General features: G+C 68.4%; 19 protein-coding genes. All 19 read left to right on the plus strand.

Annotated features, from left to right (window positions below):
• Window positions 1-36 precede the first annotated feature (36 nt).
• Window positions 37-318: a 30S ribosomal protein S19 gene (gene rpsS / locus FREUN1FDRAFT_RS06280; RefSeq protein ID WP_006539136.1), complete on the plus strand. Its 282-nt coding sequence runs from the start codon at window positions 37-39 to the stop codon at window positions 316-318.
• Window positions 311-733, plus strand: coding sequence for a 50S ribosomal protein L22 (gene rplV / locus FREUN1FDRAFT_RS06285; protein ID WP_006539137.1), 423 nt, complete (start codon window positions 311-313; stop codon window positions 731-733). The genes rpsS and rplV overlap by 8 nt, the downstream gene beginning before the upstream one ends.
• Entirely contained in the window at window positions 733-1,695 is a 963-nt protein-coding gene (gene rpsC, locus FREUN1FDRAFT_RS06290) for a 30S ribosomal protein S3 (protein ID WP_006539138.1), read from the plus strand. The genes rplV and rpsC overlap by 1 nt, the downstream gene beginning before the upstream one ends.
• Window positions 1,696-1,700: 5 nt before the next feature.
• Entirely contained in the window at window positions 1,701-2,117 is a 417-nt protein-coding gene (gene rplP, locus FREUN1FDRAFT_RS06295; RefSeq protein ID WP_006539139.1) for a 50S ribosomal protein L16, read from the plus strand.
• Complete coding sequence (gene rpmC, locus FREUN1FDRAFT_RS06300; RefSeq protein WP_006539140.1) at window positions 2,117-2,368, plus strand: 50S ribosomal protein L29; 252 nt, start codon at window positions 2,117-2,119, stop codon at window positions 2,366-2,368. Before rplP ends, rpmC begins: the two co-directional genes overlap by 1 nt.
• Window positions 2,365-2,694, plus strand: coding sequence for a 30S ribosomal protein S17 (gene rpsQ / locus FREUN1FDRAFT_RS06305; RefSeq protein ID WP_035950336.1), 330 nt, complete (start codon window positions 2,365-2,367; stop codon window positions 2,692-2,694). The genes rpmC and rpsQ overlap by 4 nt, the downstream gene beginning before the upstream one ends.
• Window positions 2,695-2,931: 237 nt before the next feature.
• Window positions 2,932-3,300 carry a 50S ribosomal protein L14 gene (gene rplN, locus FREUN1FDRAFT_RS06310; protein ID WP_006539142.1) on the plus strand — a complete coding sequence of 123 codons (369 nt, stop codon included), beginning with the start codon at window positions 2,932-2,934 and terminating at the stop codon, window positions 3,298-3,300.
• A 12-nt stretch (window positions 3,301-3,312) separates the two neighbouring features.
• Window positions 3,313-3,630, plus strand: coding sequence for a 50S ribosomal protein L24 (rplX, locus tag FREUN1FDRAFT_RS06315; RefSeq protein WP_035950362.1), 318 nt, complete (start codon window positions 3,313-3,315; stop codon window positions 3,628-3,630).
• Window positions 3,631-3,659: 29 nt separating this feature from the next.
• Complete coding sequence (gene rplE, locus FREUN1FDRAFT_RS06320; protein ID WP_006539144.1) at window positions 3,660-4,229, plus strand: 50S ribosomal protein L5; 570 nt, start codon at window positions 3,660-3,662, stop codon at window positions 4,227-4,229.
• 3 nt (window positions 4,230-4,232) lie between these two features.
• Window positions 4,233-4,418: a type Z 30S ribosomal protein S14 gene (locus FREUN1FDRAFT_RS06325; RefSeq protein WP_006539145.1), complete on the plus strand. Its 186-nt coding sequence runs from the start codon at window positions 4,233-4,235 to the stop codon at window positions 4,416-4,418.
• A 113-nt stretch (window positions 4,419-4,531) separates the two neighbouring features.
• Window positions 4,532-4,939: a 30S ribosomal protein S8 gene (gene rpsH / locus FREUN1FDRAFT_RS06330; protein WP_006539146.1), complete on the plus strand. Its 408-nt coding sequence runs from the start codon at window positions 4,532-4,534 to the stop codon at window positions 4,937-4,939.
• A 12-nt stretch (window positions 4,940-4,951) separates the two neighbouring features.
• Window positions 4,952-5,488, plus strand: coding sequence for a 50S ribosomal protein L6 (gene rplF, locus FREUN1FDRAFT_RS06335; RefSeq protein ID WP_006539147.1), 537 nt, complete (start codon window positions 4,952-4,954; stop codon window positions 5,486-5,488).
• Window positions 5,489-5,498: 10 nt separating this feature from the next.
• Window positions 5,499-5,873: a 50S ribosomal protein L18 gene (gene rplR, locus FREUN1FDRAFT_RS06340; protein ID WP_006539148.1), complete on the plus strand. Its 375-nt coding sequence runs from the start codon at window positions 5,499-5,501 to the stop codon at window positions 5,871-5,873.
• A gap of 29 nt (window positions 5,874-5,902) precedes the next feature.
• Window positions 5,903-6,511: a 30S ribosomal protein S5 gene (rpsE, locus tag FREUN1FDRAFT_RS06345; RefSeq protein WP_006539149.1), complete on the plus strand. Its 609-nt coding sequence runs from the start codon at window positions 5,903-5,905 to the stop codon at window positions 6,509-6,511.
• A complete protein-coding gene (gene rpmD, locus FREUN1FDRAFT_RS06350) occupies window positions 6,511-6,696 on the plus strand; it encodes a 50S ribosomal protein L30 (RefSeq protein ID WP_006539150.1) in 186 nt (61 codons plus the stop codon). The genes rpsE and rpmD overlap by 1 nt, the downstream gene beginning before the upstream one ends.
• The gene (gene rplO / locus FREUN1FDRAFT_RS06355) at window positions 6,696-7,193 is read left to right on the plus strand and encodes a 50S ribosomal protein L15 (protein ID WP_006539151.1); all 498 of its coding nucleotides are present in this window, start codon (window positions 6,696-6,698) and stop codon (window positions 7,191-7,193) included. Before rpmD ends, rplO begins: the two co-directional genes overlap by 1 nt.
• Window positions 7,194-7,558: 365 nt before the next feature.
• Window positions 7,559-8,851 (plus strand): preprotein translocase subunit SecY, encoded by a 1,293-nt coding sequence (gene secY, locus FREUN1FDRAFT_RS06360; RefSeq protein WP_006539152.1) that lies wholly within the window; start codon window positions 7,559-7,561, stop codon window positions 8,849-8,851.
• Window positions 8,851-9,504 carry an adenylate kinase gene (locus FREUN1FDRAFT_RS06365; protein WP_006539153.1) on the plus strand — a complete coding sequence of 218 codons (654 nt, stop codon included), beginning with the start codon at window positions 8,851-8,853 and terminating at the stop codon, window positions 9,502-9,504. Before secY ends, FREUN1FDRAFT_RS06365 begins: the two co-directional genes overlap by 1 nt.
• Before the next feature lie 378 nt (window positions 9,505-9,882).
• On the plus strand, window positions 9,883-10,554 hold a 672-nt coding region (gene map / locus FREUN1FDRAFT_RS06370; protein ID WP_035950365.1), incomplete at its 3' end, for a type I methionyl aminopeptidase.

The raw sequence follows: 10,554 nt of genomic DNA on the forward strand, positions 1-10,554 counted from the left end.
ACCCCCACCACTGAGCAGGAAGGAGGAGACACAGCCATGCCACGCAGTCTTAAGAAGGGCCCGTTCGTCGACGACCACCTGCTCAAGAAGGTGGACGCCCAGAACGAGAAGGGCACCAAGCACGTCATCAGGACCTGGTCGCGACGCTCGACCGTGATCCCCGACATGCTGGGCCACACCATCGCCGTGCACGACGGCCGCAAGCACGTCCCGGTGTTCATCACCGAGGGCATGGTCGGGCACAAGCTTGGCGAGTTCGCGCCGACGCGCACGTTCCGCGGGCACGTCAAGGAGGACCGGAGGTCACGTCGTGGCTGACGACCTCGTCGAGGGCCTGACCCGCGCCGGCCTGCCCGGAGCCAAGGCGACCGCCCGGTACGTCCACACCTCCCCGACCAAGGCGCGCCGGGTCGTCGACCTGGTCCGCGGCCGGTCGGCTGGCGAGGCGCTCGACATCCTGCGGTTCGCCCCACAGGCGGCGAGCACCGACGTCTACAAGGTCGTCGCGAGCGCGGTGGCGAACGCCGAGAACAACCACTCCCTGGACCCGGCGACGCTGTGGATCAGCGCGGCCTACGTCGACGAGGGGCCGACGCTCAAGCGCATCCGGCCCCGCGCGCAGGGCCGTGCGTACCGGATCCGCAAGCGCACCAGCCACATCACGGTCGTGGTGGAGAGCCGGGAACCGGTCGCGACGGGCGCCGGCGCCAGGACGACAAGGAGGGCCCGGTAGTGGGGCAGAAGGTAAACCCGCACGGGTTCCGACTTGGCATCACGTCGGAGTTCACCTCCCGCTGGTACGCCGACAAGCAGTACAAGGCGTACGTCGGTGAGGACGTCAAGATCCGCAAGATGATGTCCCGCGGTATGGAGCGGGCCGGCATCAGCCGCGTCGACATCGAGCGCACCCAGGGCCGGCTGCGGGTGGACATCCACACCGCCCGCCCGGGCATCGTGATCGGTCGTCGTGGCGCCGAGGCCGACCGCATCCGCGGTGACCTGGAGAAGCTCACCGGCAAGCAGGTGCAGCTCAACATCCTCGAGGTCAAGAACCCCGAGACCGACGCGCAGCTTGTCGCCCAGGGCGTCGCCGAGCAGCTGTCCAGCCGGGTCAGCTTCCGGCGTGCGATGCGCAAGGCGATGCAGTCGGCGATGAAGGGCGGCGCGAAGGGCATCCGGGTCCAGTGCTCGGGCCGCCTGGGCGGCGCCGAGATGAGCCGGTCGGAGTTCTACCGCGAGGGCCGGGTGCCGCTGCACACGCTGCGCGCGGACATCGACTACGGCTTCTACGAGGCCAGGACGAACTTCGGCCGCATCGGCGTGAAGGTCTGGATCTACAAGGGCGACGTCGTCCAGAGCCGCGCGGAGCGGGAGGCGCAGGAGGCGCTGCTTCGTCAGCAGCGTCGCGACCGTCCGCGCCGCGGCCCGCGCTCGGGTTCGTCGGGTACCACGCAGGGCGGTACGGACGCCGGCCGGGCGGCTGCCCGCGCGGGTGAGCGCCGCGGTCGTGGCGGCAGCGGCGGAGCCGGTGGCTCGGCGGCGGAGAAGGCGTCGGGCGAGAAGACCTCGGGCGAGAAGACCGCGACCGAGAGCACGCCGGCCAGCCCGGCGGCGCCCGAGGCGGTTGTGCCCGAGGTGACGTCGGCCCCGGTGGTCGCCGAGGCCCAGGGCGCGCCGGAGAAGGCGGAGGGTTAGGAAACATGCTCATTCCCCGGAAGGTCGCGCACCGCAAGCAGCACCACCCCAAGCGGACGGGCGCGGCCAAGGGCGGCACGAGGATCGCCTTCGGCGAATACGCGATCCAGGCCTTGGAGCCGGCCTACGTGACGAACCGGCAGATCGAGTCGGCCCGTATCGCGATGACCCGGCACATCCGGCGTGGTGGAAAGGTCTGGATCAACATCTACCCGGACCGTCCGCTGACCAAGAAGCCGGCCGAGACCCGGATGGGTTCCGGTAAGGGCTCGCCGGAGTGGTGGGTCGCCAACGTCAAGCCCGGGCGCATCATGTTCGAGCTGTCCGGTGTCGCGGAGCCCGTCGCCCGTGAGGCGATGCGCCGCGCCATCCACAAGCTGCCGATGAAGTGCCGTTTCGTGACCCGTGAGGGTGGTGCCTGATGGCCGTCACGACAGCGGACGATCTGCGTGCCCTGTCCGCCGGCGAGCTGGTGGACAAGTTGCGGGAGGCCAAGGAGGAGCTGTTCAACCTCCGGTTCCAGGCCGCGACTGGTCAGCTGCGTAACAACCGGCGGCTGCGCGACATCCGTCAGGACATCGCGCGGATCTACACGGTTATGCGCGAGCGGGAGCTCGGGCTGAGCGACGACCCGGCCGTCGCGGTGGACGACGCCGGCACGGATCGGGCGTGAGCGCAGTGAGCGGAGAAGAAGTGAGCACGGAAAGCACCACCAGCACCACCGCTGCCGCCACCGACGAGGCCGCCGCGCGGGGTTTCCGCAAGGTGCGTGAGGGCCTGGTGATCAGCGACAAGATGGAGAAGACGGTTGTCGTCGCGGTCGAGGACCGGGTCCAGCACCCGCTCTACGGCAAGACGATCCGTCGTACGAAGAGGGTCAAGGCGCACGACGAGGCCGGCACCGTCGGTGTCGGCGACCGCGTTCTGCTGATGGAGACGCGGCCCCTGTCGGCCACCAAGCGCTGGCGGGTCGTCGAGGTCCTCGAGAAGGCCAAGTAGGTCCGAGGCGGCCTGGTGGCTGTGGTGGCGTGGCCGTGATGGGTTCGCGCCACCACAACCCAGCGGTGATCGGCCCGGCAGTGATCCGGATTCTCTCGCCGGATCCGGACCCGAGGGTGCCGTGACCACGGGGACGGCCGGCCGGGTGCCGGCGCGAGGCGGTGCCGCACTACGGGCGGCCCTCATCGCCTCGTACGAGGGATTGCAACGGCGGCAACGGGTGATCAGGAGCGGAAAGTGATTCAGCAGGAGTCGCGACTTCGGGTCGCCGACAACACCGGAGCCAGGGAGATTCTGTGCATCCGGGTTCTCGGCGGCTCTGGGCGTCGTTACGCGGGGATCGGCGACATCATCGTCGGAACGGTGAAGGACGCCCTGCCCGGCGCCGGCGTGAAGCGCGGCGACGTGGTCAAGGCGGTCGTGGTGCGCACCACCAAGGAGCGGCGGCGGCCGGACGGCTCCTACATCCGGTTCGACGAGAACGCGGCGGTCCTCATCCGAGACGGGGGAGACCCCCGCGGTACCCGCATTTTCGGCCCGGTCGGCCGTGAGCTGCGGGACAAGCGTTTCATGAAGATTATTTCGCTGGCGCCGGAGGTGCTCTAGACCGTGGCCGGTTTGAAGATCAAGAAGGGCGACACGGTCCAGATCATCACTGGCAAGGACCGGGGTCTCAAGGGCAAGGTCATCCGGGCTCTCCCCGACCAGAACAAGGTCGTCGTCGAGGGCGCGAACCGGATCACGAAGCACACCCGGGTCCAGCAGAGCGCGCGTGGCTCGCAGTCCGGGGGAATCGTCACCCAGGAAGCGCCGATCCACGTGAGCAACGTGATGATCGTCGATCCGTCGGATGGCAAGCCGACCCGTGTCGGTTACCGCATCAACGAGGACGGCACCAAGGTCCGGATCTCGCGCCGCACCGGTGCCGAGCTCTAGGCCCCCGGCGCAAGGCTAGGAAACGAGACATGAGTGTGACCACGGAAGCCCGGCCGGTCCCTCGGCTGAAGCAGCGGTACCGCGAGGAGATCTCCCCGGCTCTGCGGGAGCAGTTCTCCTACGGCAACGTCATGCAGATCCCAGGCGTGGTGAAGGTCGTCGTCAACATGGGTGTCGGCGACGCCGCCCGGGACGCGAAGCTGATCGACGGAGCCACCCGGGACCTCGCGGCCATCACCGGCCAGAAGCCGGCGATCCGTCGGGCCAAGAAGTCGATCGCCCAGTTCAAGCTGCGCGAGGGCCAGCCCATCGGGGCGAAGGTGACCCTGCGCGGTGACCGGATGTGGGAGTTCCTCGACCGCCTGGTCTCGATCGCGCTGCCCCGCATTCGCGACTTCCGCGGGCTGTCGCCCAAGCAGTTCGACGGCGCGGGCAACTACACGTTCGGTGTGACCGAGCAGTCGATCTTCCACGAGATCGACATCGACAAGATCGACCGGGTCCGCGGTATGGACATCACGGTCGTGACCACCGCGACCAACGACGACGAGGGCCGGGCGCTGCTGCGCGCGCTGGGCTTCCCGTTCCGGGAGAGCTGAGAGATGGCGAAGAAGGCGCTGGTCGAGAAGGCCGCCCGCAAGCCCAAGTACGCCGTGCGCGGCTACACCCGCTGCCAGCGGTGTGGCCGGCCGCGCTCGGTCTACCGGGTGTTCGGGCTGTGCCGGGTGTGCCTGCGGCAGATGGCCCACCGGGGCGAACTGCCGGGCGTGACCAAGAGCTCCTGGTAGCAGACGGAGCTCCTGGTAGTACCTCGAGCTCCTCGTAGTACCCACACGATCGCGGTAGGCCCGACCGGCTCCGGTGCGAGCGACGGGAACCGCCGTGAGAAAGGCGTCAAGCCATGACGATGACCGATCCGATCGCGGACATGCTCACCCGTGTCCGCAACGCCAACCGGGCTTATCACGACCGGGTGGTGATGCCGCACAGCAAGATCAAGACTCACATCGCCGAGATCCTCCAGCAGGAGGGTTACATCCTCGGCTGGCACGTCGAGGACGCACCGGCGGGCGCGGTCGGCAGGACTCTGATCGTCGACCTCAAGTACGGCCCGAACCGGGAGCGTTCCATCGCGGGCGTGAAGCGGATCAGCAAGCCGGGTCTGCGCGTGTACGCGAAGTCGACGAACCTGCCGAAGGTCCTTGGCGGCCTGGGTGTTGCAATCATCTCTACCTCGTCGGGGCTGCTGACCGACAGGCAGGCCGGCAAGCGGGGCGTGGGCGGGGAAGTCCTCGCCTACGTCTGGTAAGGAAGGCGAACGATGTCACGGATCGGGCGCCAGCCCATCAGTGTTCCCAGCGGCGTCGAGGTGACTCTCGAGGGCCCGACGGTGACGGTGAAGGGCCCCAAGGGGACTCTGAGCCACACTGTCGTCGAGCCGATCGAGGTCGCCCGCGAGGACGGTCAGATCGTCGTCAGCCGGCCGAACGACGAGCGGCGCAGCCGCGCGCTGCACGGCCTGACCCGGACGCTCGTCTCCAACATGGTCGTCGGGGTCACCGCCGGTTACTCGAAGACCCTGGAGATCGTCGGGGTCGGTTACCGGGTCCAGGCCAAGGGCTCGGACCTGGAGTTCGCTCTCGGCTACAGCCACCCGGTTCCGGTGAAGGCGCCCGAGGGCATCCGGTTCGAGGTGCAGACCCCGACCCGCTTCGTCGTGCACGGCATCGACAAGCAGCTGGTCGGCGAGGTCTCCGCCAAGATTCGCGGGCTGCGCAAGCCGGACCCCTACAAGGGCAAGGGTGTGCGGTACCAGGGCGAGGTCGTTCGCCGCAAGGTCGGGAAGACCGGGAAGTAGGTAGACAGACATGGCAGTGAGCCTCAGCGCCAGCGCGCGTCGGCGGACGGCCAAGCTCCGCCGCCACGTCCGTGTGCGCAAGAAGGTGTCGGGTACCCCGGCCCGCCCGCGTCTCGTCGTCACCCGGTCCTCGCGGCACATCTACGCCCAGGTCATCGACGACGTCGCCGGGCACACGTTGGCCTCGGCCTCCACGCTGGAGGACGGTCTGCGCGCCTCCGAGGGAGACAAGAGCGCCAAGGCCCGCGAGGTCGGCCGCCTCGTCGCGGAGCGTGCCCGCGCCGCCGGGATCGACGCCGTGGTGTTCGACCGCGGTGGTCGCACCTACCACGGCCGGATCGCCGCGTTGGCGGACGCGGCCCGCGAAGGCGGGCTGAACTTCTGATGACCACAGCTACTAGGGAGATGTTCTAGATGCCAGGCCAGCAGCGCCGCGGAGGCGGCTCCGGCGGTTCCGACCGCCGCGAGCGCCGCGACCGTTCGGGCGGTGGCCCGGCGCAGGAGAAGACCGCTTATGTCGAGCGGGTCGTCGCCATCAACCGGGTGGCGAAGGTCGTGAAGGGTGGGCGCCGCTTCAGCTTCACGGCGCTCGTCGTCGTCGGCGACGCGGACGGGACCGTCGGCGTCGGCTACGGCAAGGCCAAGGAGGTCCCGGCGGCCATCGCCAAGGGGGTCGAGGAGGCCAAGAAGCACTTCTTCAAGGTCCCGCGGATCGGCTCCACCATCCCGCACCCGGTGCAGGGTGAGGACGCCGCCGGCGTCGTGCTGCTCAAGCCGGCCTCGCCGGGTACCGGTGTCATCGCCGGTGGCCCGGTGCGTGCGGTGCTGGAGTGCGCCGGCGTGCACGACGTGCTGTCGAAGTCGCTGGGGTCCTCGAACCCGATCAACATCGTGCACGCGACCGTTGCGGCGCTGCGCGGGCTGATGCGGCCTGAGGAGATCGCCGCTCGTCGTGGGCTGCCGCTGGAGGACGTTGCTCCGCCGGCTATGCTTCGCGCGCGGGCGGCTGGGGTCGGTGCGTAATGGCGAAGCTGCGCATCACCCAGATCCGCTCCGAGATCGGCGGAACCCGCAACCAGCGTGAGACGCTGCGGACGCTGGGTCTGCGCCGTATCAACGGCAGCACTGTTCGTGAGGATCGTCCCGAGGTTCGTGGGATGATCGCTACTGTGACCCATCTCGTGCGGGTCGAGGAGGTGGACTCCTGATGGCCGAGCAGACGCTCGAGAAGGCGGATTCCGCCGGCGCCCAGGAGCCCCGTGCGCTCGGGCTGAAGGTCCATCACCTTCGCCCGGCGCCTGGTGCCCACAAGAAGAAGCAGCGGGTGGGCCGCGGTGAGGGCTCCAAGGGAAAGACCGCGGGGCGTGGTACGAAGGGTTCCAAGGCCCGCAAGCAGGTTCCGGCCCGCTTCGAGGGTGGCCAGATGCCACTGCATATGCGGGTTCCGAAGCTGAAGGGCTTCCGTAACCGTTTCCGTACCGAGTACCAGGTGGTGAACGTCGCCACGATCGAGGAGCTGTTCCCCGAGGGTGGCACGGTCGGCGTCGACGAGTTGGTGGCCGCTGGCGCCGTCCGCTCGAAGTCGTTGGTGAAGGTCCTCGGCGACGGGGAGATCGGCGTGGCCGTTCAGGTCACCGCGCATGCTTTCTCCGGCTCGGCCAAGCAGAAGATCGAGGCCGCCGGCGGCAGCGTCACCCAGGTCTGACAGCGCCTCGGGACGGGCGTACCCACGCCCGTCCCGAGGCGTTCGTGCTTTGCCGGGCCGCGCGGCGAGGTGGTTGTAAGCACATCTCGCCGCGTGACCCGGGCAGGACAGGCCACTGTACGGATACCGGCACACGCCGGCTCGGCAGTGGTTTGGGCTTGGCGTGGTTTGGCAGTGGTTTGCGCACCGGCTTCCCGGTACACCAGTGCCTACCGCGCGTGATGTCCGGACGAGTGAGCCTCAGGTGCTGTTAGAGTCGCCTCACCGCGTACGGTCCGCTTCCAGGGCCGCCGGAGATCTGCACCGAACGGATCTGCACCAAACGCCGCGCCGTCCCGTCAGCCGTAGGAACAGCAGGAGGAGACGTGCTCACCGCCTTCACGCGGGCCTTCCGCACGCCCGACCTGCGGAAGAAGCTGCTCTTTACCGCAGGCATCGTCGTCCTGTTCCGGCTGGGCAGCGTCATGCCGTCGCCCGGCGTCTCCACCGCGGCGGTGAACTCCTGTCTGGACGCGGCCAGCGAGGACAGCAGCAACGTCTACTCGCTGATCAACCTGTTCAGCGGCGGCGCACTCCTGCAGCTGTCGATCTTCGCGCTCGGCATCATGCCGTACATCACGTCGAGCATCATCATCCAGCTGCTCGTCGTGGTCATCCCGCGGCTTGAGCAGCTGAAGAAGGAAGGCAGTTCGGGTGAGCAGAAGCTCACTCAGTACACCCGTTATCTGACGATCGCGCTGGGGGTTCTGCAGGCCACCGGCATCGTGGCGCTGGCGCGCAGCGGTCGGCTCTTCCCGAGCTGCAGCGCCGCCATCATTCCGGACACCAGCCTCTTCCGTATCGCCACCATCGTGATCACGATGACCGCCGGCACGTCGGTCATCATGTGGATGGGTGAGTTGATCACGGCCCGCGGCGTGGGTAACGGCATGTCGCTGCTGATCTTCACCTCGATCGCCGCGCAGCTGCCCTCGCAGGGCGGGCGCATCCTCCAGGTCGCAGGTGGCCTCGTCTTCGGCCTGGTGATCCTGCTGGGCCTCGCGATCGTCGTGTTCGTCATCTTCGTCGAGCAGTCGCAGCGTCGAATCCCCGTCCAGTACGCGAAGCGCCTCATCGGGCGCCGCATGTACGGCGGGACCTCGACCTATCTGCCGATCAAGGTGAACCAGGCCGGCATCATCCCGGTCATCTTCGCCTCGTCGCTCCTTCAGCTCCCGCAGCTGCTGGGCCAGGTGTGGAACAACCAGACATTCCAGGATTTCGAGCAGCGCTACCTCTCCCGCGGAGACCACCCGCTCTATCTCGTGGCCTACGGCGCGCTGATCATCTTCTTCACGTACTTCTACGTCGCGATCACCTTCAATCCGACGGAGGTCGCGGACAACATGAAGAAGTACGGCGGGTTCATCCCGGGGATCCGGCCCGGCCGCCCGACGGCCGAATACCTGGACCACGTGCTGTCCCGCATCACCCTCCCTGGCTCGTTGTTCCTGGGGGTCATCACGGTGTTGCCGTTGGCGCTTCTCAACCTGACCAAGGACCAGCCCTTCCCGTTCGCTGGTACGTCGGTGCTGATCATGGTGGGAGTGGGGCTGGAAACCGTGAAACAGATTGAAAGCCAGCTGATGCTGCGCAACTACGAAGGATTCCTCCGGTAGTGCGCCTCGTACTGGTCGGACCGCCCGGTGCAGGTAAGGGAACGCAGGCCGCCTTCATAGCCCAGGCGAGGTCCATTCCGAAGATCTCGACCGGTGACATCTTCCGGGCGAACGTACGCGAAGGCACCGAGCTGGGTGTCCTGGCGAAGACCTACATGGATGCCGGCGACCTCGTCCCCGACGAGATCACCATCGGCATGGTGCGCAACCGGCTCGCCGAGGACGACGCGGTCAAGGGCTTCCTCCTGGACGGCTTCCCGCGCAACGTGCCACAGGCCGAGGTGCTCGGCGGCATGCTGGACGAGATGGGCACCCGCCTCGACGTCGTGCTTGAGCTCGTCGTCGACGACGATGAGGTGGTGCGTCGGCTCTCGGGTCGCCGCACCTGCCGCAACTGCGGGCACATCTGGCATCTCGACTTCGATCCGCCCCGCGACGAAGGGGTCTGCGACCGCTGCTCGGGTGAGCTGTTCCAGCGGGACGACGACCGTTCGGAGACCGTTCGCCACCGGCTGGAGGTGTACGCGGAGCAGACAGCTCCGCTCGTCGCCTACTACGCGGCCAAGGGCGTTCTCATCGGTATCGACGCGACCGGGCCGGTGGACAACGTGACCGATCGCGCGTTGGACGCACTGCGCCACTACGCCGACTGACGCCACTACGCCCACTGATCCGCGTCGGTAGATCCCTGCCGGCGGATGGGCGGGCCGACTGCTCGGCCTGGAGCATCCGGCACCGGCGCGGGGCGCCCGGTCACGAACCGGGCGGCCCGGACTCGGCCGCGGCCCCGTCGAGGCGGCTCCGGGCGGTTATCGTCGAGGAAGAGGTGGGGCCTGTCGGCGCGGAAGCCTGTTTCCGCGGGGCGTGGCTCGCCTCCCGGCTCAGGGAGGCGATGACCGGGCCTGCGGAGCCGAGCCGGCCCGCCAGGGCCCGCCGGCCCTGCCCCGTGGCGGCACGCTCCCGGTGGGACTGACGGCTCGGCTGGGTTGCTGAACAGGGCGAACACTACTGAGGACGGGACCGGTCAGACCGTGGCACGACGAGAGCATGTCCAGATCAAGACGGCATCTGAGATCGCCAAGATGCGAGTGGCCGGGCTGCTCGTCGCGAAAACCCTGGCCAAGCTGAGGGAAGCGGTCGCGCCCGGGGTCACCACGGCCGATCTGGACGAACTCGCGGAGAAGACGATCCGGGCCGACGGAGGCATTCCGTCCTTCAAGGGCTACGCCCACCCGCCCTACCCCGCGTCGATCTGCAGCTCGGTGAACAACGAGGTCGTGCATGCGATCCCGAGCCGGCGGCGGGTGCTGCGCGAGGGCGACATCGTCTCGATCGACTGCGGAGCGATCGTCGACGGCTGGCACGGCGACTCGGCGATCACCGTCCCCGTCGGCGAGGTGGCCCCCGAGGTGCTCGACATGCTGCGGGTCTGCGACGAGGCGCTGTGGCGGGGCCTGGCGGCCGCCCAGCTCGGCGGCAGACTGACCGACATCAGCAACGCGGTGGAGCGCCACATCACCCCGCATGGCTACGGCATCGTGGACCACTACGGCGGTCACGGCATCGGCACGGAGATGCACCAGCCGCCGCACGTGCTGAACTACGGCCGGCCTGGGCGCGGTCTGAAGCTGGTCGAGGGAGTGGCGCTGGCCATCGAGCCGATGATCACTCTCGGCTCGCCGGACACGGTGATTCTCTCGGAC

Origin of the sequence: Parafrankia sp. EUN1f, from assembly GCF_000177675.1 — a bacterium.
Taxonomy (GTDB): Bacteria; Actinomycetota; Actinomycetes; order Frankiales; family Frankiaceae; genus Parafrankia.

Coding starts and splice junctions, on each gene's coding strand:
- FREUN1FDRAFT_RS06325 (WP_006539145.1), top strand. CDS start 4,233: ATGGCGAAGAAGGCGCTGGTCGAGAAGGCCGCCCGCAAGCCCAAGTAC.
- rpsE (WP_006539149.1), top strand. CDS start 5,903: ATGCCAGGCCAGCAGCGCCGCGGAGGCGGCTCCGGCGGTTCCGACCGC.
- rplO (WP_006539151.1), top strand. CDS start 6,696: ATGGCCGAGCAGACGCTCGAGAAGGCGGATTCCGCCGGCGCCCAGGAG.
- rpmD (WP_006539150.1), top strand. CDS start 6,511: ATGGCGAAGCTGCGCATCACCCAGATCCGCTCCGAGATCGGCGGAACC.
- rpsS (WP_006539136.1), top strand. CDS start 37: ATGCCACGCAGTCTTAAGAAGGGCCCGTTCGTCGACGACCACCTGCTC.
- rplP (WP_006539139.1), top strand. CDS start 1,701: ATGCTCATTCCCCGGAAGGTCGCGCACCGCAAGCAGCACCACCCCAAG.
- rplE (WP_006539144.1), top strand. CDS start 3,660: ATGAGTGTGACCACGGAAGCCCGGCCGGTCCCTCGGCTGAAGCAGCGG.
- rpsH (WP_006539146.1), top strand. CDS start 4,532: ATGACGATGACCGATCCGATCGCGGACATGCTCACCCGTGTCCGCAAC.
- rplR (WP_006539148.1), top strand. CDS start 5,499: ATGGCAGTGAGCCTCAGCGCCAGCGCGCGTCGGCGGACGGCCAAGCTC.
- rplF (WP_006539147.1), top strand. CDS start 4,952: ATGTCACGGATCGGGCGCCAGCCCATCAGTGTTCCCAGCGGCGTCGAG.
- rpmC (WP_006539140.1), top strand. CDS start 2,117: ATGGCCGTCACGACAGCGGACGATCTGCGTGCCCTGTCCGCCGGCGAG.